This window comes from Streptomyces bluensis, assembly GCF_014650715.1.
Classification (GTDB): Bacteria; Actinomycetota; Actinomycetes; order Streptomycetales; family Streptomycetaceae; genus Streptomyces; species Streptomyces bluensis.
This window is the reverse complement of the sequence record NZ_BMVM01000025.1, coordinates 1-25,518: the sequence shown is the minus strand read 5'-3', so window position 1 is coordinate 25,518 and position 25,518 is coordinate 1. Positions and strand designations below refer to the sequence as shown.

The window sequence follows — 25,518 nt, the reverse complement described above, 5'->3', positions numbered from 1 at the left end:
GCGAGGAGGAGGACGATGACCGAACTGTCAGAGCGCTTCGGCACAGCCCGCCGCAGGACCGCCCCGACCGCGCCTCTCGGCCGCACGCTCCTGCGCCTGGCCACCACGACCGATCACAAGGTGATCGGACGCCTCTACATGGTCACCGCCTTCTGTTTCTTCCTGTTCGCCGGACTGCTGGCCATGGGGATGCGGGCCGAACTCATGAGCCCCGGGCTGCAGTTCATGAACGAGCAGACGTACAACCAGCTGTTCACGATTCATGGCACGATCATGATGCTGCTGTTCGCGACTCCGATGTTCGCCGGGTTCGCGAACGCGGTGATGCCGCTGCAGATCGGCGCTCCGGACGTGGCGTTCCCCCGCCTCAACGCCCTGTCGTACTGGATGTACCTGTTCGGCGGGCTGATGGTCGTGGCGGGCTTCGTGGTACCGGGTGGTGCCGCGGCGTTCGGGTGGTTCGCGTACGCGCCGCTGAACAGCGCCTACCGCTCCCCGGGGGCGGGAGGCGATCTGTGGGTGATGGGCCTGGTGGTGACGGGTGTGTCGACGACGCTCGGCGCGGTCAACTTCATCTCCACGATCCTGGCTCTGCGGGCTCCGGGGATGACCATGTTCCGGATGCCCATCTTCACCTGGAACATCCTCTTCACATCGATCCTGGTGCTGCCGGCGTTCCCGGTGCTGACGGCCGCACTGCTCATGCTGGAGGCGGACCGCAAGTTCGGGGCGCACGTGTTCGACGCGACGAACGGTGGGGCCCTCCTGTGGCAGCACCTGTTCTGGTTCTTCGGTCACCCGGAGGTCTACATCGTCGCGCTGCCCTTCTTCGGGGTCGTCTCGGAGATCCTTCCGGTGTTCTCACGCAAGCCCCTGTTCGGGTATCTCCCGCTGATCGGTGCGACCATCGCGATCACCATGCTGTCGGCGGTCGTGTGGGCGCACCATATGTTCGCCACCGGTGCGGTGTTGCTCCCGTTCTTCTCCGTCATGTCGTTCCTGATCGCGGTGCCCACCGGGATCAAGTTCTTCGCGTGGATCGGCACCATGCACAAGGGGTCGCTGTCGTTCGAGACGCCGATGCTGTGGTCCCTGGGCTTCCTGGTGACGTTTCTGCTCGGGGGACTGAGCGGGGTGCTGATCGCGTCGCCTCCGCTGGACTTCCACCTCACCGACTCGTACTTCATCGTGGCCCATCTGCACTACGTGTTGTTCGGCACGGTCGTCTTCGCGATGTTCGCCGGGTTCTACTTCTGGTGGCCCAAGATCACGGGGAAGATGCTCGACGAGCGGCTCGGCAAGGTGCACTTCTGGCTGCTGTTCCCCGGTTTCCAGCTGACCTTCCTGGTGCAGCACTGGCTGGGCGAGCAGGGCATGCCGCGCAGGTACGCGGACTATCTGCCGACCGACGGTTTCACGCTCCTCAACACCCTGTCGTCCGCGGGCGCCTTCCTGCTCGGCATCTCCACGCTGCCGTTCCTGTACAACGTCTGGCGCACGACCCGGTACGGCAAGCCCGTGACCGAGGACGACCCGTGGGGGTACGGGCGCGCGCTGGAGTGGGCGACGTCGTGTCCACCGCCCCGCCACAACTTCGTGGCGCTGCCCCGCGTACGGTCGGAGGCCCCGGCGTTCGACCTGCACCATCCCCGGATCGTCAGGCAGGCGCAGGAGGAGGGACTGCGATGAAGGTCGAGGCGTTCCTCTTCGCCGGTGTCGCCGCGTTCTTCGCCGTCAGCGCCGGCCTCTACGGCTGGTGGTCCGGCGAGCCCGCCGGCACGGCAGCGCTGGTGATCGCCTTCCTGATGGGCGGCGTGGTGAGCTTCTTCTGCGCGGTGCAGTACCGGCGCAAGGGGCGCCGCCCGCAGGACCGCCGTGACGCGGAAGTCGCCGATGCCAGCGGACCGCTGGAGTTCTTCCCGCCGAACAGTCCTTGGCCGCTGGTCACCGCTCTCGGAGCCGCGATCACGGCCACGGGTGTGGTGTACGGGCTGTGGCTGTTCGTCATCGGCGTCGGCGTGCTGGCTCGGGGGGTTCTCGGGATGGTGTTCCAGTACGTCCATCGCCGGGAGTGAGCGGAGCCCTCGGTGCGCCGGGACGGAACGTGTCGACGGGCCGGTGACCGCTTTCGTATCCGCCCTCCAGGGTCTGCCGCACCTCGCCGGTCTCGTCACCTTTCTCCAGGCGCTCCTGTTCGGCATGCAGCAGGCCGTGGCAGAGTCGGCGCGTGATCAGGAAGGCGAGGACGGGCGCCACCACCAGGGCGATGCGCAGCACCCAGGTCAGCGTGTTGAGCGAGATACGGAACGTCGCCGCCACGATGTCATTGCCACCGGCCAGCAGCAGGACGCCGTAGAAGGTGACGCCGGCGACGCCGAGACCGGTGCGGACGGGGCGTTCCCTCGGGCGGTCGCACAGGTGGTGCTCCTGGTGCCACTCCCCGGTCAGCCGCTGTTCGGCGAACGGGTACAGGTACAGGACGAGGAAGAGCAGTCCGGGCAGGACGACCGCCGGGAGCAACACGTTCCACATGATGGTGTGTCCGGCGACGTTCGTCTCCCAGGGAGGGACGAGCCGCAGCGCGCCCTCCAGGAACCCGACATACCAGTCCGGCTGGGAACCGGTCGACGCCATGTCCGGCCGGTAGGGCCCGTACGTCCACACCGGGTTGATCTGGACGAGCCCGCCGAGCAGGGTGAGCACGCCGAAGACGGTGAAGAACAGGCCGCTGGAGGAGGCGATGAACAACGGGAAGAAGGGTTTGCCGACGGCGTTCCGATTCGACTTGCCGGGGCCCGACCACTGGGTGTGCTTCAGATAGACCACCAGGATCAGGTGCACCGTGACCAGGGCGATCAGGGCCGCGGGCAGCAGCAGGATGTGCAGGCTGTAGAGCCTGGGGACGATCTCCTCGCCGGGGAACTGGCCGCCGAACGCGAACATGCTCACGTACGTGCCCACGACCGGGATCGACAGCATGATGCCCTGCGCGATGCGGAGCCCCGTGCCGGACAGCAGGTCGTCGGGGAGCGAGTAGCCCGCGAAGCCCTCGGCGAGGGAGAGGGCGAACAGGGTGACGCCGATGACCCAGTTCGCCTCCCGGGGCCGGCGGAAGGCGCCGGTGAAGAAGATCCGGAGCAGATGCAGACCGATCGCGGCGACGAAGACGAGGGCCGCCCAGTGGTGCGCCTGCCGGATGAGGAGGCCGCCGCGCACGTCGAAGCTGATGCTCAGGGTCGAGTCGAAGGCCTGCGGCATCAGCACGCCGCGCAGGGGCACATAGCTGCCGTCGTAGATCACCTGGCCCATGGCCGGCTTGAAGAAGAACGTCAGATAGACGCCGGTGAGCACCAGCACGATCAGGCTGTAGAGCGCGATCTCGCCCAGGAAGAACGACCAGTGATGGGGGAAGGCTTTGCGCAGCAGCCCGCCGGCACCGTCCAGCACCGGCAGCCGGGCGTCGACGGCGTCGGCGAGACGCTCACCGGGAGGCGGGGCGGCGTCGGCCGACGGCCGTCGCGGGGCCGGGGACCGGGGTTCCGCCGTCACGTCACGTCCAGGAGCGGGACGTGTTGCGAAAGTCCCGCCTGCCGCCCGACGCCTGGCACGCTCCCCCACCGCCTCCAGGGCGTGGGAGGTACCCCCGCTCGCCGCACCGGGCGAAAGCCCACGTACATCCGGTCCGTGAACGGGGTCTTCCGCCCGGCACGCCGAGAGCACGCTCCCCCACGCTCGAACCCGAGTTCGCGCGGGGGCACCCCCGTCGCTGCCGTTCGGCCCGCCCGCCGGGCGGACGACGGGACCTTCGAAACACGCCCCAGGCCTGTGGACTCCTCATGGCGCTCGTGCTCCACGGATCGCCTCCTCCTGCCCGTCGTGACCGGCTCGCCTCTCGTCATCCCTTGCCGCCGAGCCGCGGGACGAGTACCCCGGCTCCCGGAAACACTCGCGCGGCCCGGGGGCGGCACCCGTTCGGGTGCCGCCCCCGGGCCGCGGATCCAGAGGGCGAGCGCGTCGTCTCAGGGTTTGCGGGCGACGCCGCCCAGGGCGATCACCTCGCCCTGGGAGGGGGCGGCTCCGGGGTCGGGGCGCCAGTCGGCGAGGGGAACGACTCCGGGTTCCAGGAGGTCCAGGCCGTCGAAGAAGCCGGCGAGCTGCTGCGGGCTGCGCAGGTAGTAGGCGGCCGCACCGGTCTCGTTGTAGAGCCGGGTCGCTTCGGCGTTCCCCTGATGGGTGTCCACGCTGTCGTTGAACGCGAGGTAGCTGCCCGGCGGCAGTTCCCCCATCAGCGTGCCGACGATGGCGCGTGCCTGGTCGTAGTCGGCGATGTGCCCGCTGACCTGCATCAGGGTGAGGGCGACCGGCTGGGAGAGGTCCAGCGTTTTGGCCGCCTCCCGCAGCACCAGGTCGGGGTCGTGCAGGTCGGCGTCGATGTAGTCGGTCACGCCCTCGGGCGTGCTGGTGAGCAGGGCGTGGGCGTGGGCGAGCACCAGGGGGTCGTTGTCGACGTAGACGACGCGCGCCGTGGGTGCCACCCGCTGGGCGATGTCGTGGGTGTTGTCCGCCGTCGGCAGGCCGGTGCCGATGTCGAGGAACTGGCGGATGCCGGCCGCGCCGGCCAGGTGGCGCACGGCGCGGCCGAGGAACGCTCGTGAGTCGCGGGCCAGGTCGGTGATGCCGGGGAAGATCTTGATGAAGGCGTCGCCCGCTTCGTGGTCGACGGGGTAGTTGTCCTTGCCGCCCAGCCAGTAGTTCCAGATCCGGGCCGAATGCGGCACCGTCGAGTCGATCTTCGATAACGCTGCTGTGTCAGGGGCGGACCATTCCTGCGACACCCGACAACCTCCTTGGGACGAGCTGGTGGTGACGTCAGTTGACGTCAGAAGTATCCACCGGCATATTCCCAACCGCCGCACGAGGCCGTCCAGTTGAAGACAGGGATGGCACGTGGTTCAGGGCGTGAGCGAGACGCGCAGTCCGACCGTGCCGGCCTTGCCGCGGCGCATTCGGCTGCCCAGGAGGGTGAGGCGGCCGAGAAGTCCGTACTTGCGGGCGATGAGCCGGCGGTAGTGCTCGGTGGTGGCCGGGTCGGCGATCTCGGCGCGGCCGGGGATCTGTTGGCCTGTCGGGTTCCCTCGCAGGTCGCAGGGGCCCACGAGGATGTCGGCGTGGTTGCGGATCCGCTTGACCTTCCAGGAGTCCGCGGTCGTCCAGACACCGAGCGCCTCTTCGTCCCGTACCACCCACACCGGTGTCGCCACGGGTGTACCGTTTTTTCGGTAGCTGGTGATCAGCACGTACTTGCCCGCGCCCAGCGCGTCCAGCGTGGTCTCGTCCATGACGGGAGTGTAGGCGGGCCGGGGATCGCCCGGCCCGTCCGGTCGCGTCGGCCGTCAGGACAACTGGCCGCCGTAGTCGGGCAGCTTGAACGTGCGTTCCGCGTGGCCGCCGACGAGGTCGGTCTCGTTGTTGCCGATGTTGGCGATGATGGTGTACCCCTTCGCCTCGATCTCGGCGCGCTTGCTGGTCTTGTAGGCGCTGACCTCGTCGAACAGGTCCGGGAGATCGCGCACGTAGAGACCGGAGACGGGGTAGCCGACGTTCTTCAGGTTCCATTCGGTGAGGCTCTCGATGATGCCCGGCCGGGCGGTGACGTAGAAAATGCCGACGCCGCGGGAGCGGGCGTAGGCGGCCAGGTCGAGCGAGGGCTTGAGAGCTGGAGTGGGCAGCTGGTACCAGGGGTGGAAGTCGGTCTCCAGCGTGGTGTTGTCGATGTCGAAGACGACGGCGAGCTTCTGTCCCGCGGTGTCCTGGGTGCGCTGCTGGATGTAGGGCCTGGCCTGGTCGATGACGGCCTTGACGTCGCGCTGCCAGGTGTCGTAGTCGACCTCGGCGGCGGCCTGGGCCGCGGCCACGCTCGCCGTGGCTTCGGCCGGGGCCGCGGCGGCGGGTCCCGCGGTGCCGAGGGTTCCCCCGACGCCTAACGCCACGACCACGGAGACCGCCCCGATCCGGCGCGCCACACCGCGTGTTCTCATGTCCGTCCCCTTCTCCGATGTCCGATGGAAGCGGCGGCGGGGTCCACCCTCGCCGCACTGGTCATGGTCATGCCCACCGGTGGCGCGGAGTCAACACGGAAGTTACCGATTGGTAGACGACGTCTTGTGCGTCAGCCGGAGCAGGCGTCGCCCGGCCGGGACGGGACCGTAATTGCCTCGCCAGGCCCCGGGGGGTGCGCGATGATGTTCTCGGGCGGACAGGCAGGGGGCAGAGCTGTGGCTCATGTGCGCGCGGACCCGGTACGGGGCGTTCCCGGCGGGCGGCCTGTCGAAATCGCCTGCGACGAATCAGGATCGGACGGCGAGAACCTCACCAGCGGAAACACGGATGTGTTCGCGCACGCGAGTGTGCATCTGCCCGTCGAGTTCGCCGCACATTCCGTCCAGGTGATACGCGACCGGATTCGGTCCCCCGCCGAGGAGTACAAGGCGAACCACCTGCTGCGGGAGAAACACAGGGCGGTGCTGGAGTGGTTGCTCGACACCGACGGACCGCTGTACGGACACGCCCATGTGCACCTGACGGAGAAGTCGTTCTTCGTGGTGGACCGCATGGTCGACCTGCTCCTCGGGGAGACGGGAACGACAGCCGCCACCCTCTACCGGGAGGGCCGGAATTCGTTCGGCGACGAACGGTGGCGGGCTTTTCTGGAATCCTCCAACCGTCTGCTGCGGGTGCGGAACAACGGTGAGGCCGGCGCCCCGGTCGACGCCTTCTTCCACATGATCGACGCATTGTCCTGGACGTACTCCGGCGACCCGAGCGGAAACGGGCTGGGGGACATTCTGGCCGCGCTGCTCGCGGCCCGCTCCCGCGCCGACGCCTATCGGGCGCGGATCGCCGAAACACCCGCGATTTACCCCGTGCTCAATCCACTTCTGCCGGCCATTGTGCGGACTGCGGCCCACTGGAGCGGTGGCGGCCGGCCCGTGTCGCTCGTGCACGACCGCCAGAACATGCTGACCGAGGACCGCATCGCCTGGCTGAAGGAGACGGCCCGGCTCGCCGGGCTGCGGCTCGTCGCCGCGCGTTCGGATCCACGGGTGCAACTCGCCGACTTCCTCGCCGGCATCGCACGCAAGATCGCCTCGGACGAGCGGGGCGGCCGGGGCGACGCCCGGCTCACCACGCTCCTGCGCCCGTACGTCGACCCGTACTCCGTGTGGGGCGACGACCGCAGCTGGGCGGTGCTGGGGCCTGTGCCGGAAGCGGCGACCGGGCGCGTTGGGATGCGGTGAACACACGGGCCTTGCTGCACGTATGAGGGAAGGGCGCTCAACGACGGGGGTCCTGGCGGTGGTTGACGCCGTGCGGTTCGGTGTTCGGGAGCCATGGAATGAGGCACGCACGACGACGGGTCGTCCGGCGAGTGGCACGGCTGGCGGCCGTCGGCGGACTGCTCTGCGGAGGACTGATGGTCACGCAGGCCATGGCGAGCGAACCACCGGCCACCGCGACCTCTCCCCCGACGAGCACGGCCCGCGCCGTGGCCGACACCGGCTCGGGGCTGGTGTCCGGACTCGGCGACTCCCGCACGGCGGGCTCGTGGATCGGGTCCGACGGAGAACCGGTCGTCGCGGTCACCGACGAGGAGGCGGCGGCCGAGGTGAAGGCCGCGGGAGCACGCCCGAAGAAGGTGCGTTACAGCATGGACGACCTCAACTCCGCGACGAAGGCACTGCGTTCGGCGCCACGGGTGGCGGGCACCTCGTGGGCCATCGACCCCTCGTCCAACGAGGTCGTGGTGCGCGCCGACAAAACGGTCTCCAAGGACGACTGGTCCCGTATGACCCGCGTGGCCGAGGAGATCGGCGGCTCGGTGCGGATGGAGCGCACCGAGGGCACCTTCACCACCCGGCTCAACGGCGCCCAGCCGATCTTCTCGACGAGCGGGCGCTGCTCCGTGGGCTTCAACGTGACCAACGGGCAGAGCAGGTTCATGCTCACGGCCGGACACTGCGGGCCGGCGGGTTCCGTGTGGTTCGACGACACCCAGGGCACCCGGCAGATCGGCCGGACCATCACGTCGAACTTCCCGGGTGCCGACTACTCCCTCGTGCAGTACGACAACGAGGACGAGAGCGAGGCCTCCAATGTGGTGGCCATCGGCGAGGGGCGCGGTGTGCGCATCACGTCGGTGGCCGATGCCACGGTCGGCCAGAAGGTGTTCCGCAGCGGCAGCACCAGCGGGCTGGCCGAGGGCGAGGTGACCGCCCTCAACGCGACGGTGAACTATCCGGAGGGCACGGTCACCGGGCTGATCGAGACCACGGTGTGTGCCGAGCCGGGCGACAGCGGCGGCCCGCTCTTCTCCGAGAGTGTCGCTCTCGGAGTGACATCCGGCGGGAACGGGGACTGCAAGTCGGGCGGTACGACGTTCTTCCAGCCGCTGACCAAGGCGCTCACCGCGCTGAACGTGACGTTGACCGGGGTGTCCGACACCCCCGCGGATCAGAACTCGCCGTCGGAGGGCGCGGAAGAGGGGGCCGTGGAGCCCGGGGCGGCACAGCCGGGTGCGGTGCAGCCCGTGGAGCCGTCGGAAGCGGTGACCTCACTGGTGGAGCGGCTCACGGACCCGCGGAACGTGGGACCGGGGCTGCTGGTCATCGCGGGGAGTCTGGTGGCGCTGGTCGCGACGAGGTACATCCGTACGGAGCAGGAGAGGAACGCTTACCGTCGGCAGTATGCGCGGAGCTGGGGGTGACTTACCGGGTTTCGGGTCCCGTCTGCCGGGCAGGGTTCGTTGCCGTCTGCGGGTCCTCCGTGGCTGGTCGCGCCCACGCGGCGGAGCCGCAGAATGTCACAGCCCCGCGCCCCTATGGGGCGCCCCCTGCGGAGCGCGCTCAGGCAGCCGACCCCGGAGAAGCTGCGGCCCACTCGTTGACCAGGCGCTGATAGGCGCGCCGCTGTTCCCCGCTGAGCAGTCCGCCACTCCGGGACAAGAGAGCCCGGATCTCTTCGTTGACCTCGGCTGCTGTTCTTTCCGGTCTTTCCAGGGCGACTTCAGCGCTGGTGGGCATGCCGTGAACCATACGTGGTCACACGTGAAGCCGGTGTGAGTAAAGCCGACGCTTCGGGCATTACGGAACGTGAAGCTGCTCACTCCGCGTTCGCACCGCCCTGGGCCGTGCCGAGCACCAGGACCTGGATCGCCAGCACCGCGGCTCCGCGCGCCCAGTCGTGGAAGTCCGACACCTTGGTCTCCAGGGGTACCGGTTCGGCGAGCGGGTGACGGTGGGCACGAATGGTCTCCCACACCGCGTCGCCGGCCACGTCGATCAGACCGACGCCCTCCCCGGCGAGCACGATCTTCTGGGGCATGACGAAGTTGGAGATCTGGGCCACCAGCGTGCCCAGGGCGCGCGCCGCCTCGTCGATGACGCGTGCGGGCATGGGCTCGCCCGCGGCGGCGGCATCGAGGATCTCCTCGTACGTCAGGTCACGGCCGGTGGCGGCCCGGATCTGGTAGCGGATGCTGGGAATGGTCAGCAGGGAGACAGCGCTGCCGCGTGCGCCTTCGGGGGTGAGCGGGCCGTTGGGGTTGACGATCCAGTGGCGGCCGAACTCGCGGTCCTCCTCGGCGCAGGGCACCCTTCTGCCGCCCAGGACGAGTCCGTAGCCGATGCCCGCGCCGATCGTGAGGACGACGAAACGCTCCAGTCCGCGCCCGCCGCCGAACCAGATCTCGGACTCGACGAGCCCGCCGACGTCGTTCTCGACGACGACCGGCAGCCCGGTCCGCTCCTCGACGAGTTCGGCCAGGCGTACGTTCCGCCACGACAGGAAGGGAGACTCCCCGACCACGGCGCTGTCCCGGACGAGACCGCCCACCCCGATGCCGACGCCGGCGAGACCGTGGTGCGCGCGGGCCAGCTCGGCGATCATCTCGCCCAGCTGGTCGGCGACGCGGTCCGGGTCGTGCGTGGTGAGCGGGCGGTCGTGGCGGGCGACGATCTCACTGCGGAGCGTGGTGACGACGCCGTACACCATGTCCTCGGTGATCTTGAAGCCCACGAAGGAGCGGGACTCGGCGACGATGTCGAGGGGCTGAGAGGGGCGCCCCTGCCGCACCCCGGCGAGCGCGGCGCCCTCGGGAACCTCGACGAGGAGGCCCGATTCGAGCAGCGGTTTGGTCAGCCGGGTGAGGCTTCCCGCCGAGAGACTGAGCCGCCGGGCGATCTCGGCGCGGGACAGCGGGCCGTGCACGAGCACCTCAAGCGCCACCGCGCGTTCACCCGTGCTGAGCGGCAGCCAACTGGCGGTCCGTGTGGTCATGGACGTCCGACTCTCCCAACCTCTTCCCAGGTTTCTTTCACTGCGGAAGTAACGACCGCAGTCTATGTCGCGATCACCGCTGGCGAAAAGGTGTCCGCAGGACTCTTGACGCCAGAATTATTCCGCCTCAAAAGTAAGTGGCCTGAGGACGAGCCGCCGATGAGGGAGCCCCCCGATGACCGTCGCCTCCAGCAGTCCACCATCACGCCTCCTGAGGGCGAAGGCCCGCCCCGGCGGTGACGGCGCCCTCGCGGCCGTCTTCGTCGCTCCGGCGATGCTGGGCTTCCTGGTGTTCCTGCTCTGGCCGACGCTCCGCGGCGTCTATCTGAGCTTCACCCGCTTCAACCTGCTGACCCCGGCGGAGTGGGTGGGTCTCGACAACTACGTCCGCATGGTCAACGACCCCATCTTCTGGGACTCGTTGAAGGTCACCGTCGAGTACGTCGTCATCAACATCGGCATCCAGACGGTGTCGGCGCTCGCCATCGCCGTCCTCCTCCAGCGGCTCACCCAGTCGGCCGTGCTGCGGGGCATCGTGCTCACCCCGTATCTGATGTCGAACGTCGTCGCCGGTCTGGTCTGGCTGTGGATCCTCGACACCCAGCTCGGTATCGGCAACGAGATCATCAGCGCCGTCGGACTCGACCGTGTCCCCTTCCTCGCCGACGAGACCTGGGCGATCCCCACCATCGCCCTGATCAACGTCTGGCGTCACGTCGGCTACACCGCCCTCCTGCTCTTCGCGGGGCTCCAGGCGATCCCGAACGGCATGTACGAGGCGGCCAAGGTCGACGGCGCGAGCGAGTGGCGGATGTTCTGGCGGATCACCATGCCGCTGCTGCGGCCGGTGCTCGCGGTCGTGCTGATCATGACCGTGATCGGGTCGTTCCAGGTGTTCGACACCATCGCGGTCACCACCGCGGGCGGTCCCGCGAACGCGACCAACGTGCTCCAGTACTACATCTACGGATCCGCCTTCGGCCGCTTCCAGTTCGGCTACGCCTCGGCGATGTCCGTCGCGCTGCTGGTCGTGCTCAGCGCGATCACCGTCCTGCAGTACCGGCTCACCCGGGCCGGCCAGACCGACCTCGGCTGAGGGAAGGGAGACACCGACATGGCTGCCGTGACCGCCACGACAACAACACCGCCGGCCGTACGGCCCGTCAGGCGCAGGTTCTCCCTCGGGCGGGTCGCCGCCTGGGCCGTGATGGGGCTGATCGTCCTCATCACCCTGCTGCCGTTCTACTGGATCCTGCGCACCGCGCTGTCCACCAATGCGGGCCTGAGAGCCGACCCCACCAACCCGCTGCCGGTCGACCTCACCGGCACCGGCTTCGAGCGCGCCCTCGGTCTGCAGTCGGCCGAGGAAGTGGTCGCGCAGGGTGGCGCGGGCGGCGGGCTCCGCTTCTGGCGCTATCTGCTCAACTCGGTGATCGTCTCGACTCTGATCGCCGGATGCCAGATCTTCTTCTCGGCGATGGCCGCGTACGCCTTCGCACGGCTCAACTGGCGCGGCCGGGACACGGTGTTCGGCCTGTTCCTGGCGGGGCTGATGGTGCCGACCATCTTCACACTGCTGCCGAACTTCGTACTCATCAAGCAACTGCACCTGGTGGACACGCTGCTCGGCATCGCGCTTCCCAGCCTGTTCATGACCCCGTTCGCGGTGTTCTTCCTGCGGCAGTTCTTCATGAACATCCCCCGGGAGGTCGAGGAGGCGGCGCTGCTGGACGGCGCCGGGAAGGTCAAGATCTTCTTCCGGGTGGTCCTGCCGATGGCGTCCACCCCGATCATCACGCTGTCCGTGCTGACGTACATCACCGCATGGAACGACTACTTCTGGCCGCTGATGGTCTCCTACAGCGACAGCTCGCGTGTGCTGACCGTGGCGCTGGCGATCTTCCGGGCGCAGACCCCGGCGGCCGGCGTCGACTGGTCGGGGCTCACGGCCGCGACGCTCATCGCCGCGCTGCCGATGCTGGTGCTCTTCGCCTGCTTCGCCCGCCGCATCGTCAGCTCCATCGGCTTCACCGGGATCAAGTGAGGGAGAACTGATGCGACGTCGTACGCTGACCGCGCTGGCCGGAGCGCTGACACTGTCCCTGGTGACCGGTTGTGCGCAGGGTGACTCGACGGGGGCGTCCGCGAACACGGTGACGTACTGGCTCTGGGACGCCAACCAGCTGCCCGCCTACCAGGCCTGTGCCAAGGGGTTCGAGCAGGAGAACCCCGGGCTGAGGGTCAAGATCACCCAGCTGGGCTGGGGCGACTACTGGACCAAGCTGACGGCCGGCTTCATCGCGGGCACCCAGCCGGACGTGTTCACCGACCACATCCAGAACTTCGGCCAGTTCGTCGATCTGAAGGTGCTGGAGCCACTGGACGACCTGGGCATCAAGGACTCCGACTACCAGCCGGGCCTCGCCGCCAACTGGATCGGCAAGGACGGCCACCGCTACGGCGCCCCCAAGGACTGGGACACGGTCGCGCTCTTCCACAACGAGACGATGGTGAAGGACGCCGGGCTCACCGCCGATCGACTGGGCAACCTGTCCTGGAACCCGGAGGACGGCGGCACCTTCGAGAAGGCCATCGCCCACCTCACGATCGACAGGAACGGCAAGCGCGGCGACGAGCCGGGCTTCGACAAGAACAACGTCAAGGTGTACGGCCTGGCCAGCAACGGTGGCGGCTTCGGCGACGGCCAGACCCAGTGGAGCAACTTCGCCGCCTCCGCCGGGTGGAGCTACCTGGACAAGCCGCGCTGGGGCACGAAGTACCAGTACGACAGCGAGACCTTCCAGTCCGTCATCCAGTGGTACTTCGGTCTGGCGAAGAAGGGCTACATGGCTCCCCTCTCCGACTACAACATCCAGTCCAACCAGGCGAACACGCAGGTCGCCGCCGGAAAGGCCGCCGCCGCCTTCGACGGCGCCTGGATGATCTCCACCTACGCGGGCTTCAAGGGCAAGGACATCAGGACCGCGCTCACGCCCGTCGGCCCGACCGGCCGGCGCGCCACCATGATGAACGGTCTCGCCGACTCCATCACCAAGGCCGCCAGGAACAAGGAGGGCGCCCGCAAGTGGGTGGCGTATCTGGCCTCGGACGCATGCCAGACCGTGGTCGGCAGTCACGGGGTCGTCTTTCCCGCCACCCGGGCCGGGACCGAGGCCGCCGTCGCCGCCTACGAGAAGAAGGGCGTCGACGTCTCGGCCTTCACCGAACCCGTCGCCGACAAGAAGCACTTCAGGACCTTCTCGTATCCGATCGCCAGCTACTCGGCGGACATGACGGCGCTCATGGCGCCCGCGATGGAGGACATCTACGGCAACGGAAAACCCGTGAGCAGCCTCGACCAGACGAACGAACAGATCAACCTGATCCTCTCGCAGTGATCTCTCGACCAGTGAAGGGCACGCCTTACATGACGTTCTCCCTCGGCATCGTCGGCGCCGGACAGTTCTCGGGCCAGTTCGCCAAACTGTTCCTGGCCCACCCCGGCGTCAGCGACCTGTACGTCACCGATCTGCTCCCCGACCGGGCCGAGCAGCTCGCCGCCTCCGAAGGCCTCACGGGCACCTTCCCGTCGTACGAGGCCATGCTGGAGTCGGACGCGGTCGACGCGGTCGCGATCTTCACCCAGCGCTGGACGCACGGCCCGCTGGTCGTCCAGGGCCTGAGCGCCGGCAAGCACGTCTACTCCGCCGTCCCCATGGCCGTCACCACGGAGGAGATCGCGGCGATCATCGACGCGGTCAAGGCGACCGGGCTGACGTACATGATGGGTGAGACCAGTCAGTACAACCCGGCGACCGTCCATGCCCGCAACCAGATCGCCCAGGGCGCCTTCGGCCGGATCTTCTACGCCGAGGGCGACTATGTGCACGACATGGACCTCGGGTTCTACGAGGCGTACCAGTACAGCGGCGGCGAGAACTGGAAGGCGACCGCCAGCTATCCGCCGCTGCTGTACCCGACGCACTCGGTGGGCGGGGTACTCGGGGCCTGGCAGACGCACGCGGTGAGCGTGTCCGCGATCGGTGTGGTCGACGGGCGCGGCGACGGTGTCTTCGACAAGGGCGTCAGCCAGTTCGGGAACGACTTCTCCAACGCCACCGCGCTGTTCGAGGTGGCGGGAGGCGGCTCCTTCCGTACGAACGAGTTCCGGCGTGTCGGCTATCCCTCGCACATACGGGAGTCGCGTTTCCGGTTCTTCGGGACGGACGCCAGCATGGAGCAGCTCGCCACGGTGGCCCTGTGGCAGGACAAGACGGGGGTGAAGGACATCAGCGAGCTGCTGGAGCCCAAGCCCACCCTGTCCCCTGACGACCCGTCACTCCAGCACATCGCGCCGGACCTCCGGGCCGCCTTCACCTCCGGGTCGGCTCCCGTGCACGACCGCTCGCGCCTGCCACGGGAGTTCGACCACCTGCACAACGGGCACGAGGGCAGCCATCACTTCCTGGTCGACGACTTCGTGACCGCGGTCAACACCCGGACGCTGCCGTCCGTGAACGCCTGGGTGGCAGCCCGCTACACCCTGCCGGGCATCATCGCCCACGAGTCCGCGCAGCAGGGCGGAGCGAGGCTGGAGATCCCCGACTTCGGGGACGCGCCCGAGGCGTGACGGGCACGCGAGCCGGGTGCCCGCACCGCGTCAGGTGCCCGGCTTGCGGCCGTACACGTAGACGTCGTCGCCCTTCTTCAGCAGCGACCAGTACTTCTTGGCGTCGGTCTTGGTCATGTTGACGCAGCCGTGCGAGCCGGGTGGGTTCCACATGCTCACGCCGGCCGAGTGGAAGGCCTGGCCGCCGTCGAAGAACTGGCTGTAGGGCATGGGCACGTCGTAGATGGACGAGACATGGTCGATGTGCCGCCAGTAGATCTTCTTCAGCCCGGTGCGGGTCTCGTAGCCGTCACGGCCGGTGCGCACCGGCACCGGTCCGTACACGAGCTTGTCGCCGTCCTGGATCCAGCTGAGTTGGAGCGTGAGGTTGACGCAGGCGATGCGGCCCTTGTTGACGGGGCACGTGCCGTTCTTGTTGGGTTTGTCGCCCACGGCCTTCTGCTTGAGCATGAGGTCCATGACGCCCCAGGTGATGGGGCCCGCGTAGCCGATGTTCGGCGTGATGCCGTGCTTGGTCTGGAACGCCTTGATCGCCGTGCAGTCGGCGGCGGACTGCCTGCCGTCGACGGGCCGGCCGAGGAACTTCTCGACCTGCTTCTGATACGGACCGGTCGACGTGGTACAACTCGCCGCCTGCGCGGGCGCGGTACCCAGTGCGAGAGTGAGCGGTGCCACCAGTCCGGTGATCCCGAGTGCGACCGCGCCGCGTCTCCCCATGTCCCCCATGGCAGGCCCTCCCTGTGCGTGCTGCTCGCGGATTCTGCTTGTTGGGACACGCGTTGGGCGGAGAAGGTTGCGCGACGGGTCACGCCGAGACGGAACGGTTACCCGGTCGCGTGGATCACACTGCGGTAATTCGCTGGTTTTTCCGTTCCGGAACAACATTGCGGAGATAGAGTCTCCTCATGACCAACAGTGATTCCGTATCCCGCGTGGCCCTGAAGAAAATCACCCCCCAGGTGTCCGGAGCAATGGGCTCCCTGCATGCCGCAGCTGTTTCCGCGGCCCAGGACGCGAAGGTCGAGTCGGAGATCCTGGAACTGATCAGGATTCGCGCGTCGCAGATCAACGGCTGTGCGTTCTGTCTCGACATGCATACCAAGGACGCCCGCGCCCAGGGCGAGACCGAGCAGCGGATCTACGCCCTGAACGCCTGGCGGGAGACTCCGTTCTTCAGCGCGCGGGAGCGCGCCGCGCTGGCGTTGACCGAGGCAGTGACGCTGGTGCACGACGGGCACGTCCCGGACGCCGTGTACGCGGAGGCCGCGGAGGTGTTCGACGAGGAGCAGATCGCGGCGCTGATCTGGGCGGCCACCGTCATCAACGCGTACAACCGGATCGCGATCGCCACGCGGATGGTGCCGGGCGCCTACCAGCCCGTTCCAAAGAAGGACTGACCGTCGGAAGAGCGAGATAATTCCCCGGAAGAAATCTCCGGTCGGGGAATTCTGTCATATCCGGGAACGTTTGATCACGCCGGGCCGTATCGCATTCGGCCCGGCGCTTCTTCGTGGGCATTCTTCGTGGCGTTTCTTCGTGGTGCTTCTTCCCGCCCGTGATGTCAGTTGTCCGGCAGCGGCTCCATCATGTCGTCCAGCCACCGTCGCCATTCCGGGGCGTGCACGGCGGGCCCGGCGGTCAGTGGGCGGCCGGTCCAGACGCGCACGGGACGGATTCCGTGGAGGGCGTTGACGAGCCACACCTCACGGCCGTCCAGCTCCGCCAGGGTGCGCTCGTGGTGGGCGACCCGGATGCCGGTGCGTGTGGCCCGTTCCTGGACGAGCGCCATGGTCACCCCGGGGAGGACGGGCAGGCGCGGCGGCGGCAGGCACAGAGTGTCGTCCTCCCACCACAGCAGGCTGGAGGTCGCGCCCTCCAGCACCACCCCGGAGGGCGCGATCAGCACCGCCTCGTCCGCGTCCGCCCCGGCGGCCCGGCCGCGGACCCGGGCCAGCGCGTCCAGGTCCGGTCCCTTGCGGCGCGGCACCGTGCGCGGGTCGGGCTGGCCCGCCGCCCACACCCGTACGTCCGTGCCAAGCGGTGGCGCGTGCCGCAGCAGCAGGCGCAACTCCAGGGAGCCCGCGGCGAGTTCGACGCGGGGGAACCACTTCCCCGTGCGCGGCAGCGCGGCGGTCATGTCGTGCCAGAACTCGACGAGCCGCCGCAGGGGAGGTGCGCCGCACTCGCCGCAGGCGCGCAGAAAGCGTTCACGGTGCCGGTCGAAGCCGCGCACCCGTCCGTCGCGCAGCAGCCAGGAGTCCGCGACGAGCAGCCGCCCGCCCTGCGCCGGTGCGGGGGTGAGACCGCGGTCGGGCGACCACGCCAACAGCCCCTCCGCGATGGCCGGTTGTGTCAATGGGGTTCCTTTCAGTACGTGCGGCCGGCGGCGGCCGCAGAGCCGTGCCGGGGTCCGTAGGGCGCGTTCTCCAACCAGGCGCCGCACCGCGGCACCACGGGGGCGAGGGCCGCCGCCGCGCGCTGCTTGACGCGTACGATGCGCCGATGGGGCCGCAGGTGGTCCAGGGCCGTGCCCGCGGCCGCACTGTTGAACAGGCCGGCCTGGCGCCGGAGTTCGGCGAAGGAGGCGATCGCGTCGGGGGTGCCGGTGGCGACGGCCTCTGCTGCCGCCGCCGCGTCGGCGATGCCGCTGTTCATGCCGCGCGCCCCGAACGGGGGGAAGAGGTGGGCGGCCTCGCCGACGAGCAGCACCCGGCGGTCGGGGTCGGTGTAGGAGGCGGCGACCTTGCGCAGGAAGCGGTAGGTCGACACCCACAGGATCCGTTCGTCGTACCCGTCGCCGACCGCCGCGGGCAGCCAGCGCCGTACGGCCTCCTCTGTGCCGTACTCCTCCCGCCGGTCGTCGTCGCGGCACTGCAGGTCCACCTGGAAGCCGCCGGTGAACGGTACGCGCATCAGGCTGCGGCCGCCGAGTTCCGGATGCTCGTAGTGGAAGACCCGCTCCAGCGGCAGTTCGGCCCCCGGGATGTCGGCCACGTCCACGACAACGTGGAAGCCGTCCCCGTGGGTGCCCTCCATGGCGATGCCGAGCTCGCGCCGTAGGGTCGAGCGGGCGCCGTCGGCGGCGACGGCGTGTGTGCCGGTCCACACGCGGCCGTCGTCGTCGGTGAGGGCGACGTGGTCCGGGGGGTCCGGGTTGACGCGCACGCCCGCGATCCGGGCACCCCATACGAACTCCACGCCGGCGTCCTCGCAGGCGGCGAGCAGGAACCGCTCGGTGTCCACCTGACGCAGGCTGGTGAAGGGCGGGATGCCCGTGGGCGGCGGGAAGGTGCGCGCGTACACCTCGCGGCCCCGGTAGAGGGTGCGTTTGGTGTGCCAGGTCTGCCCGTAGCCGGTGATCTCGGCGGCGAGTCCCGGGCGCATGCCGTCGAGGAGTTCGAGTGTCTCGCGGTGGACGAACAGGGCGCGGCTGCCGGGTCGTTGGCGGCCCTCGGGGTCGGCCTCCAGGAGCGTCACCTTCAGGTTTTTGGCGCGCAGGGCGAGGGCCGCCGACAGCCCCACGGGTCCGGCGCCGACGACCAGGACCCGGCTCATGCGGCCGTGCTCTCGGTGAGCATGCGGGTGATCTCCACCCTCTTCACCTTCCACGTGGACGTCATCGGCAGGTCCTCGAACTTCCACTGGCGCGGCTCGGCCATCGCGGGCAGGTCGGCCGTGGCCTCCTGCCAGCGGTCCAGGTCGAGGGGCTGCTCGCCGCGGACGCACACCACGGGTACGGGCTCGCGGTCCGCGCCCGGCACGATGACGACCTCGCGCAGTTCCTCCAGCCGGGACATCAGTGTGTCCTCGACCTCCAGGTTGCTGTGCACGGAGTCGATCTGGTCGATCTCACGGTCGATCAGGTACAGGGCGCCCCAGCGGCTCTGGTAGCCCATGTCGCCCATCTCCCACCAGCCGTCGTTGAGCTGGCGCAGATAGCGGTCGCGGGCGCCGAGGTAGGTGAGGATGCGGCCGCGGGTGCGGGCCTCGATGCGTCCCGCCGTGCCGGGTCGAACCCGTCGGCCGGAGCCGTCCGCGACCCGTACCCGGGTGAAGCCGGGGATGCCGATGCCGACCCGGCGGCCGTCGGCGCGGGCCGCGCTGCGGCGGGTGAACCACTGGAAGGCGACCGGTCCCGTCTCGCTCTGCCCGTACAGCTGGATGAGCCACGGCGAGCGCCGCCGCGAGGCGTCCAGGAGCCGCTGCACGGTGCGGGGGTGGATCGCGTCGAAGGTGGAGCCGTAGCTGCGGACGCGGGACAGCGGTGCTCCGGGCGCGTCGGCCAACTCCTCCCACAGGACGAAGGTGTTGGGGTGGGTCTCGACGATGCCGGGCCGGTGCCGGGCGAGGATCGGGCCCACGGAGGACGGGGCCGGGTCGGTGATCAGGACCAGGGGGCTGCCGAAGTGCAGCAGGACGCCGAGCAGGTGGTAGAAGCGCGAGTGCACGAACGACAGGTGCAGGGCGGCGGTCTCGCCGCGGGTGGGCCAGCCCATGGCCTTCTGCGGGACGAGCCGGTTCCACATGGTGTTGGGGCAGTGCACGGCGAGTTTGGGGAGGCCGGTGGTGCCCGAGCTGTGGGTGATGAGGGAGGCCTCCCTGGGGTGGAGCCGTATGGGGGCTGGGGTCGCGGCACCCGTGTACTTCTCCAGTGGCTCGGCGCCGGGCGCCTCGTCCACGGACAGCGTCCGCCGTACGACGTCGGTGAGCTCGACGTCCTTGAGGGGGCCCTCCAGTTTGGCTCTGTCGGTGATCAGCCAGGGGCGGTGGAGCCGTTCGAGGAGCTGGCCGACGACCGGTCCCGCGAGCCCCGGCGACAGGAGGACGGGGACGGCTCCGATGCGGGAGACAGCGCAGGTCAGCAGGACGATGTCGACGTTGTCCGTCTTGTGGACGGCCACCTCCTCCGAGGGCCGCACCCCGGCCTCCCAGAGACGGCCGGAGAGTTCGTCGACCACGTCGGCCAGTACCGAGTAGCTGAGGTCGACGCCGAGGTCGGGGTTGACGTCGAGCGGGCGGTCGAGGGTGACGAAGACGCCGCCGTGGCGGTCGGCCGCTTCCCGGAGCATCGAGCCGAGGTAGAAGCCACGGTCGGCGGGGAGCAGGGGCTGTGGCTGTCGCATGAGCCCAATCCTTTCTGCGGGAGGCGTGGTCACCACGCGCCCTGGCGGACGAGGTGGCGGCGGAGCTTGCCGGTGGAGGTACGGGGCAGGGACGGGACGAAGCTGACGCTGCGGGGGACCTTGAAGGCGGCGAGCTTCTCGCGGGCCAGGCAGATGAGTTCGGCCTCCAGGCCCGCCGGGATCGGGGTGGCGGGGACGACGAAGGCCCGCAGCCGGCTGGCGCCGCGCTCGTCGGTGACGGCGGCGACCGCGACTTCCCGGACCGCCGGGTGGCCGCGCAGCAGGGCCTCCACCTCCAGCGGGGAGACGGTGATGCCGCCGACCATCTCCATGTCGTCGGCCCGGCCCAGGTGCCGGAAGGTGCCGTCGGTCTCGCGGCGGGCCCGGTCGCGGGTGTTCAGCCAGCCGCCCACCAGCGTGCGCTCCGACTCCTCGGGGCGGTTCAGATAGCCGGGCGTCAACGTCGGTCCCCGCACCCAGAGTTCGCCCTCTTCTCCGTCCGCGATCTTGTTGCCCGCGGGATCGCGCAGCTCCACTTCGAAGCCGGGGACGGGGCGGCCGACGGTGCCGGGGTGGTTGTGCTCGAAGCTGTTGGCGCAGAAGGCGTGCCCGGCCTCGGTCGAGCCGATCTGCTCCAGCACGGGCGCGCCCAGCAGCTCGGTGACCTGCGTGCCGAGGCCCGCGGGCATGCCCTCGCCGGCCGACACGGCGGCGCGCACCGAGGCGAAGCACGTCTCGTGCCCGTTGCCCCGGTCGGCGACGAGCGCGGCGTACGCGGAGGGCACGGAGTACAGCAGGGTGACACGGTGCCGGGCGACGATCTCGTCCACGGCGGCGGGGGTGGGCCGGCGGTCCACCAGGACGGCGGAGGATCCGGAGAAGAGCGGGAAGACGAAGGCGTTGCCGAAGCCGTAGGCGAAGTACAGCTTGGACACCGACAGGGTGACGTCGTCCTGGGTGATGCGCAGCAGCCGCCTGCCGATGAGGTCGTGGTACGTCTTCGGGTCGCCGTGGCAGTGGACGACCCCCTTGGGGCGGCCCGTGGTGCCGGAGGTGTACTGGATGTAGAGCGGGGTGTGCGCGTCGACCGGTTGGGCGTCGGTGGCGGGTTCGGCGGTCGTCGTGAGGGCGATGAGCTGGTCGGCGCCGAGGCGGGTCCGGCGGGGGAAGGTGTCGTCGAGTCCCGGCCCGGTCACGCAGAGCGCGGCCTCGGTGTCCTCGGCCATGAACTGGTGCTCGGCCGGGGTGAGTTCGGGGTTGGCCAGGACGGCGACGGCACCGAGCCGGGCGGCGGCGAGGAAGGCCGCCACCCAGGCCACGGAGTCGGGCAGGGCGAGGAGCACCCGGTCGCCGGGGCGCACGCCGTGGTCGGCGAGCACGGTGGCCGCGCGGGCCGCGAGGTCGTGCACCTCGCCGTGGGTGAAGGCGCGGTGGCCCTGGTGGAAGGCGATGCGGTGGGTCCACTCGCGGCGTTCGGCGAGCGCGGCGAGATGGGCGGCGAGGTTGCCGGGGGCGGCCATGTCGGCGGGGACGAGGGTGGACTGCGGTGTCGTCATCGGGCGTGCTCCTTGGCGGTGGCCGGGAGGGCGGAGCGCTCGGTGTGATGGTGGGCCCGCATCTGGGCCGCGGTCTTCAGCAGCATCTCGTCGTACTCGGCGACCGGGTCGGAGTCCAGGACGATGGCGCCACCGGCGCCGAGGTGCATGCGGCCGCCGGTGAACACGGCGGTGCGGATGACGATGTTGAGGTCGGCGCCGCCGCCGCACCCGAAGTAGCCGAGGGCTCCGGAGTACACGCCGCGGACCTCGGTCTCCAGTTCGTCGATGATCTCCAGGGTGCGCAGCTTGGGTGCGCCGGTCATCGATCCGCCGGGGAAGCAGGCGCGTACGCAGTCCACGGCGCCGGTGCCGTCGCGCAGCCGTCCCTCGACGGTGGAGACCAGCTGGTGCACGGTGGCATACGTCTCGGTGGCCATCAGGCGGGAGACGCGGACGCTGCCGGTGGCGCAGACACGGCCGAGGTCGTTGCGGAGCAGATCGACGATCATGAGGTTCTCGGCGCGCGTCTTGGCGTCCGCGGCCAGTTCGTCCCTCAGCCGTGCGTCCTCGTCGGGTGTCTCGCCGCGCGGCGCGGTCCCCTTGATGGGCTTGGCCTCGGCGATGCCGTCCGGGGTGATGCGCAGGAAGCGCTCGGGTGACGCGCCGGCCACATCGAGGTCCCCGAACCGCAGGAACGCCGCGTACGGAGCCGGGTTGAGGCGGCGCAGCACCCGGTAGTAGTCGTACGGGTCGTACGGCACGTGCAGCCGGGCGGCGTTGGTGAGGCAGATCTCGTAGCTGGTGCCCGCCCTGAGCTCTCGTTGACAGGCCTCGATGTCCGCGAGGTAGGTCGTCCGGTCGCGGACCAGCCAGGGTTCGGCGGCGGCGGGGTTCGGCTCGGTGGGCGTGGGCGGGGTGGGGGTCGGGTCGGCGGACGCCACGAAGGTGAGCTGGGCGGTGGCGGTGTCGAGCCAGTCGGCGGCCACGCGGGCGGCCTGGGGGGTGTCCTCGGCGAGGCAGACGGCGTAGGTGCAGCCCTCCTCGTGGTCGACCGCGATCAGCCGGTCCGCGAACAGCCAGCAGGCGTCGGGGGTTTCGGCCCGGTGGCGGTTCGGGGAACCGCAGTCGGCCTTGGTCTCGTAGCCGAAGTAGCCGACGTAGCCGCCGGTGAAGTCGAAGGGCAGTCCGGCCCCGTCGACGCGACGGGTCTTGAGTTGCCGTTTGAGGTAGTCGAAGATGCTCGCCCGGACCTTGCGCGGGGGCAGTCCGGGCCGTTCGACCTCGCAGATCCCGGCGGTGGCGTCGTAGCGCACGAACTCGGCGAGGGGGCCGTTGCCGTCGCCTAAGAACGAGAAGCGGGCCCGGCCCTCCTCCACCTGGGAGCTGTCGAGCCAGAACGCGCGGGGCGCGTCGGTGCACATACGGGTGAAGGCGGCCTCGGCGTCGATCGCCGTGGCGATACGGCGGGTGTGCAGCCGGTAGGCCGGGCTGGGGGCTCGTCGCTGGCGGGGGATCGCCGCCGCGGAGGGGGTGACCGCGGTGTTCTTCGTCCGTGGGCTCAGGGCTCGTTCCGCTGTCATGTTGCGGAAGTTGACGAGCATCCGGTGGCCGTAGTCGGTGAGCACGGACTCGGGGTGGAACTGGACTCCCCACAGCGGCCGGGTGCGGTGCCGCAGCCCCATGACCACCCCGTCCTCGGACCACGCGGTGGCCTCCAGGGTCTCGGGCAGTGGTTCGCTCACCGCCAGCGAGTGGTAGCGGACGGCGGTGAAGTTCTGCGGCAGTCCCTGGAACAGGTCCCGGTCGTCGTGCCGGACGGTGGAGAGGTACCCGTGGCGGGGCTCGGGCGCGGGAGCCACGGTGCCCCGCTCCCCCACGGCGATGCCCTGGTGGCCCAGGCAGACGCCGAGGACGGGGACCGTGGCCCGGGCGATGACCCGTGCGGCGATGCCGAAGTCACGCGGATCCGAGGGGTGTCCGGGTCCCGGCGACACCACGACGTTGTCGAATTCCCGAAGGTCCGGGACGCCGTCGGGCGGGGTGTCGTTGAGGACGACCACCGGTTCCTCACCGTTGACCTCGGCGATCAACTGGAACAGGTTGTACGTGTACGAGTCGTAATTGTCGATGAGCAGGGTCTTCACCCGCCCACCCCCCTTTGATCGTTCGCGGACCTAAGCGGTCCGTCGTTTGTGCCGTCCGCGGAGCGCCTGGAGCGGCGGGTACAGCCATTTCTTGAAGAAACGCTGAAGTCTCGGCATGAGAATCCACGTGACAATGGCTGTCACGGACAGACACAGCAGCAGTGTACGGAAAAGAGGATTAAGACTTTCGAGATAAGGGAGCACGGTCAGATTGAAAAGGAGCACGGGCGGGAAGACCGCGCTCATGTTGACGAACCAGAGTTTCCATTTCGGTGGCGGACGGGGTGCGGCCGGGGTCACGGTCTGGGAGTCGAACCACGCCTTGGAGCCGTTGATACTCCGCCGCCCGGTCTCCCGTCCCAGGCCCTCAAGGCGGGCGGCCCACTGGGCCCAGGTGACCGAGTTCTCCCAGGCCCGGACCGAACCATCGCTGTCGAAGCGGTAGACCACATGCCAGTCCGCCTCTCCGTCGACCAGTACGCCACCCCCGAGGAAACCCTGCTGCTGCGCGCTCTCGCGCAGCACGGCCCACCCCCAGGAGTGGAAGTCGGCCTCACGGCCCGGCGTCACGTGGTACGCCACGGTGACGGTAACGGGATTCCTGCTCACCCCGTCGAGTACGCATAACAACCAGGTCACGTTCAAAGATTCAACGAAGAATTTTCAGCTGCCTGAAACGGGACCCTATGTCATCCTTTCGTCCGACTTGACGCCATCCGCCAAGCCATACCGCGGGTAACTTCCCCGGAATTCACGAAAGCGGTTGCCGGGCCGAGAAAGAAAGGAGCACGATCTCGCCATCCGGCTCGGCAAGAAAGCAAAGGAGAGCCATGTCCCGCTACGACTGGAACATGAACCACGAGGGAATTGATCGGGCGCGCGCGGCGATCGAACCCACACGGAAGGAAGTGACCGCGCACCCGATCTACCAGCGCATCAACAGCCGAGCGGACATGGCGACCTTCCTGGAACACCATGTGTTCGCGGTGTGGGACTTCATGTCGCTTTTGAAGTCCCTTCAGCGGGAACTGACCTGCGTGGACGTCCCCTGGGTGCCGCTCGGGTCGGAAGTGAGCCGGCGGCTCATCAACGACATCGTGCTGGTCGAGGAGAGCGACGAGCTGAACGGCGGCTTCACCAGCCACTTCGAGTTGTACCGCGCGGGCATGGCGGAGGCGGACGCGGACACGACGCGCATCGACACCTTCCTCGCCCTGGTCAAGGAGGGCCACGACGTACCGGCCGCGCTGCGCGTCGCCCAGGTCCCGGCCCCGGCCGCCGAGTTCGTCCGCACCACCTTCGAGATCATCTCCGACCGGCCGTTGCACTGCCGGGCCGCCGCGTTCGCCTTCTCCCGGGAGGACCTCATCCCGGACATGTTCGACCAGGTGATCAAGAAGGAGGGCACCGACCGCTTCCCCCTCTTCTGCGACTACCTCGCCCGCCACATCGAGGTCGACGGCGAGGAACACACCCCGATGGCCATGCAGATGGTCGCCGACCTCTGCGGCGAGGCCGACACGCGCTGGCAGGAGGCGGCGGAGACGGCGAAGCTCGCCCTGGAGGCGAGGATCCGGCTGTGGGACGGCATCGTCGAGGCCATGGGATGACCTCCTCGGACTGAGGCCGTGGGACCGGCCTCGGTTCGAGGACCGTGGGGAGCCGCCCGCGCTGGGGTTGCGGGCGGCCCCCCCCGTTATGTTCTTCGCGGTCCTGCAAGAGGGCCGCTGGCCTCCGGGCCCGGCATG

22 protein-coding genes are annotated in these 25,518 nt (G+C 69.3%); 10 read left to right on the top strand and 12 right to left on the bottom strand.

Annotation, left to right across the window (positions count from 1 at the left end; translation table 11 throughout):
• Positions 1-15 precede the first annotated feature (15 nt).
• Together ctaD and IE262_RS35790 are read left to right on the top strand one after the other, a co-directional pair.
• Positions 16-1,689 carry an aa3-type cytochrome oxidase subunit I gene (gene ctaD / locus IE262_RS35795; protein WP_189879639.1) on the top strand — a complete coding sequence of 558 codons (1,674 nt, stop codon included), beginning with the start codon at positions 16-18 and terminating at the stop codon, positions 1,687-1,689.
• Positions 1,686-2,075, top strand: coding sequence for a cytochrome c oxidase subunit 4 (locus IE262_RS35790; RefSeq protein WP_134042231.1), 390 nt, complete (start codon positions 1,686-1,688; stop codon positions 2,073-2,075). Before ctaD ends, IE262_RS35790 begins: the two co-directional genes overlap by 4 nt.
• Here IE262_RS35790 and qcrB read toward each other — a convergent pair.
• The 4 genes from qcrB to IE262_RS35770 all read right to left on the bottom strand — a co-directional run bounded on the left by qcrB (position 2,005) and on the right by IE262_RS35770 (position 6,038).
• Positions 2,005-3,549, bottom strand: a complete 1,545-nt coding sequence (gene qcrB, locus IE262_RS35785; RefSeq protein ID WP_189879637.1) for a cytochrome bc1 complex cytochrome b subunit — start codon at positions 3,547-3,549, stop codon at positions 2,005-2,007. The genes IE262_RS35790 and qcrB overlap by 71 nt on opposite strands.
• 470 nt (positions 3,550-4,019) lie before the next feature.
• Positions 4,020-4,835 (bottom strand): SAM-dependent methyltransferase, encoded by an 816-nt coding sequence (locus IE262_RS35780; RefSeq protein ID WP_134042235.1) that lies wholly within the window; start codon positions 4,833-4,835, stop codon positions 4,020-4,022.
• Positions 4,836-4,952: 117 nt separating this feature from the next.
• Positions 4,953-5,339 (bottom strand): PPOX class F420-dependent oxidoreductase, encoded by a 387-nt coding sequence (locus tag IE262_RS35775; protein ID WP_189879635.1) that lies wholly within the window; start codon positions 5,337-5,339, stop codon positions 4,953-4,955.
• A gap of 54 nt (positions 5,340-5,393) precedes the next feature.
• On the bottom strand, positions 5,394-6,038 hold the full coding sequence (locus tag IE262_RS35770) for an HAD family acid phosphatase (RefSeq protein WP_189879633.1): 645 nt from the start codon (positions 6,036-6,038) through the stop codon (positions 5,394-5,396).
• Between the two features lie 237 nt (positions 6,039-6,275).
• On the opposite strand from IE262_RS35770, the gene IE262_RS35765 reads away from it, so the two are divergent.
• Both IE262_RS35765 and IE262_RS35760 read left to right on the top strand, forming a co-directional pair.
• Complete coding sequence (locus IE262_RS35765) at positions 6,276-7,298, top strand: hypothetical protein (RefSeq protein WP_229877843.1); 1,023 nt, start codon at positions 6,276-6,278, stop codon at positions 7,296-7,298.
• A 98-nt stretch (positions 7,299-7,396) separates the two neighbouring features.
• Positions 7,397-8,764, top strand: coding sequence for a S1 family peptidase (locus tag IE262_RS35760; RefSeq protein ID WP_134042241.1), 1,368 nt, complete (start codon positions 7,397-7,399; stop codon positions 8,762-8,764).
• A gap of 395 nt (positions 8,765-9,159) precedes the next feature.
• Here IE262_RS35760 and IE262_RS35755 read toward each other — a convergent pair whose 3' ends face one another.
• Positions 9,160-10,335, bottom strand: a complete 1,176-nt coding sequence (locus tag IE262_RS35755; protein WP_189879631.1) for an ROK family transcriptional regulator — start codon at positions 10,333-10,335, stop codon at positions 9,160-9,162.
• Between the two features lie 175 nt (positions 10,336-10,510).
• On the opposite strand from IE262_RS35755, the gene IE262_RS35750 reads away from it, so the two are divergent.
• The 4 genes from IE262_RS35750 to IE262_RS35735 are packed head-to-tail and all read left to right on the top strand — an operon-like array spanning position 10,511 to position 14,965.
• Positions 10,511-11,431, top strand: a complete 921-nt coding sequence (locus IE262_RS35750) for a carbohydrate ABC transporter permease (RefSeq protein ID WP_134042247.1) — start codon at positions 10,511-10,513, stop codon at positions 11,429-11,431.
• Positions 11,432-11,449: 18 nt separating this feature from the next.
• Positions 11,450-12,379 (top strand): carbohydrate ABC transporter permease, encoded by a 930-nt coding sequence (locus tag IE262_RS35745; protein ID WP_134042249.1) that lies wholly within the window; start codon positions 11,450-11,452, stop codon positions 12,377-12,379.
• Positions 12,380-12,389: 10 nt separating this feature from the next.
• Positions 12,390-13,733 carry an ABC transporter substrate-binding protein gene (locus IE262_RS35740; protein WP_189879629.1) on the top strand — a complete coding sequence of 448 codons (1,344 nt, stop codon included), beginning with the start codon at positions 12,390-12,392 and terminating at the stop codon, positions 13,731-13,733.
• 29 nt (positions 13,734-13,762) lie between these two features.
• A complete protein-coding gene (locus tag IE262_RS35735) occupies positions 13,763-14,965 on the top strand; it encodes a Gfo/Idh/MocA family protein (protein WP_134042341.1) in 1,203 nt (400 codons plus the stop codon).
• 30 nt (positions 14,966-14,995) lie between these two features.
• Here IE262_RS35735 and IE262_RS35730 read toward each other — a convergent pair whose 3' ends face one another.
• The gene (locus tag IE262_RS35730; protein WP_134042253.1) at positions 14,996-15,691 is read right to left on the bottom strand and encodes a L,D-transpeptidase family protein; all 696 of its coding nucleotides are present in this window, start codon (positions 15,689-15,691) and stop codon (positions 14,996-14,998) included.
• A gap of 179 nt (positions 15,692-15,870) precedes the next feature.
• Here IE262_RS35730 and IE262_RS35725 point away from each other — a divergent pair, with 179 nt between their 5' ends.
• Positions 15,871-16,362, top strand: coding sequence for a carboxymuconolactone decarboxylase family protein (locus IE262_RS35725; RefSeq protein ID WP_134042255.1), 492 nt, complete (start codon positions 15,871-15,873; stop codon positions 16,360-16,362).
• Positions 16,363-16,526: 164 nt separating this feature from the next.
• Here IE262_RS35725 and IE262_RS35720 read toward each other — a convergent pair whose 3' ends face one another.
• Genes IE262_RS35720 through IE262_RS35695 form a run of 6 tightly spaced genes read right to left on the bottom strand, consistent with a single transcriptional unit; the run spans position 16,527 to position 24,379 of the window.
• On the bottom strand, positions 16,527-17,321 hold the full coding sequence (locus IE262_RS35720; RefSeq protein ID WP_134042257.1) for an aminotransferase class IV: 795 nt from the start codon (positions 17,319-17,321) through the stop codon (positions 16,527-16,529).
• 11 nt (positions 17,322-17,332) lie between these two features.
• Positions 17,333-18,520, bottom strand: a complete 1,188-nt coding sequence (locus IE262_RS35715) for an FAD-dependent oxidoreductase (RefSeq protein WP_189879627.1) — start codon at positions 18,518-18,520, stop codon at positions 17,333-17,335.
• Complete coding sequence (locus IE262_RS35710; RefSeq protein WP_189879625.1) at positions 18,517-20,088, bottom strand: class I adenylate-forming enzyme family protein; 1,572 nt, start codon at positions 20,086-20,088, stop codon at positions 18,517-18,519. The genes IE262_RS35715 and IE262_RS35710 overlap by 4 nt, the downstream gene beginning before the upstream one ends.
• 29 nt (positions 20,089-20,117) lie before the next feature.
• On the bottom strand, positions 20,118-21,644 hold the full coding sequence (locus tag IE262_RS35705; protein WP_189879623.1) for a benzoate-CoA ligase family protein: 1,527 nt from the start codon (positions 21,642-21,644) through the stop codon (positions 20,118-20,120).
• Positions 21,641-23,770, bottom strand: coding sequence for an aminodeoxychorismate synthase component I (gene pabB / locus IE262_RS35700; protein WP_189879621.1), 2,130 nt, complete (start codon positions 23,768-23,770; stop codon positions 21,641-21,643). The genes IE262_RS35705 and pabB overlap by 4 nt, the downstream gene beginning before the upstream one ends.
• A gap of 30 nt (positions 23,771-23,800) precedes the next feature.
• Complete coding sequence (locus IE262_RS35695; protein WP_373305221.1) at positions 23,801-24,379, bottom strand: antibiotic biosynthesis monooxygenase; 579 nt, start codon at positions 24,377-24,379, stop codon at positions 23,801-23,803.
• A 221-nt stretch (positions 24,380-24,600) separates the two neighbouring features.
• Here IE262_RS35695 and IE262_RS35690 point away from each other — a divergent pair, with 221 nt between their 5' ends.
• Positions 24,601-25,380 carry a DUF3050 domain-containing protein gene (locus IE262_RS35690; protein ID WP_166681816.1) on the top strand — a complete coding sequence of 260 codons (780 nt, stop codon included), beginning with the start codon at positions 24,601-24,603 and terminating at the stop codon, positions 25,378-25,380.
• Positions 25,381-25,518 lie beyond the last annotated feature (138 nt).

Coding starts and splice junctions, on each gene's coding strand:
- ctaD (WP_189879639.1), top strand. CDS start 16: ATGACCGAACTGTCAGAGCGCTTCGGCACAGCCCGCCGCAGGACCGCC.
- IE262_RS35790 (WP_134042231.1), top strand. CDS start 1,686: ATGAAGGTCGAGGCGTTCCTCTTCGCCGGTGTCGCCGCGTTCTTCGCC.
- IE262_RS35775 (WP_189879635.1), bottom strand. CDS start 5,339: ATGGACGAGACCACGCTGGACGCGCTGGGCGCGGGCAAGTACGTGCTG.
- IE262_RS35770 (WP_189879633.1), bottom strand. CDS start 6,038: ATGAGAACACGCGGTGTGGCGCGCCGGATCGGGGCGGTCTCCGTGGTC.
- IE262_RS35760 (WP_134042241.1), top strand. CDS start 7,397: ATGAGGCACGCACGACGACGGGTCGTCCGGCGAGTGGCACGGCTGGCG.
- IE262_RS35755 (WP_189879631.1), bottom strand. CDS start 10,335: ATGACCACACGGACCGCCAGTTGGCTGCCGCTCAGCACGGGTGAACGC.
- IE262_RS35750 (WP_134042247.1), top strand. CDS start 10,511: ATGACCGTCGCCTCCAGCAGTCCACCATCACGCCTCCTGAGGGCGAAG.
- IE262_RS35745 (WP_134042249.1), top strand. CDS start 11,450: ATGGCTGCCGTGACCGCCACGACAACAACACCGCCGGCCGTACGGCCC.
- IE262_RS35740 (WP_189879629.1), top strand. CDS start 12,390: ATGCGACGTCGTACGCTGACCGCGCTGGCCGGAGCGCTGACACTGTCC.
- IE262_RS35735 (WP_134042341.1), top strand. CDS start 13,763: ATGACGTTCTCCCTCGGCATCGTCGGCGCCGGACAGTTCTCGGGCCAG.
- IE262_RS35730 (WP_134042253.1), bottom strand. CDS start 15,691: ATGGGGGACATGGGGAGACGCGGCGCGGTCGCACTCGGGATCACCGGA.
- IE262_RS35725 (WP_134042255.1), top strand. CDS start 15,871: ATGACCAACAGTGATTCCGTATCCCGCGTGGCCCTGAAGAAAATCACC.
- IE262_RS35715 (WP_189879627.1), bottom strand. CDS start 18,520: ATGAGCCGGGTCCTGGTCGTCGGCGCCGGACCCGTGGGGCTGTCGGCG.
- IE262_RS35710 (WP_189879625.1), bottom strand. CDS start 20,088: ATGCGACAGCCACAGCCCCTGCTCCCCGCCGACCGTGGCTTCTACCTC.
- IE262_RS35705 (WP_189879623.1), bottom strand. CDS start 21,644: ATGACGACACCGCAGTCCACCCTCGTCCCCGCCGACATGGCCGCCCCC.
- IE262_RS35690 (WP_166681816.1), top strand. CDS start 24,601: ATGTCCCGCTACGACTGGAACATGAACCACGAGGGAATTGATCGGGCG.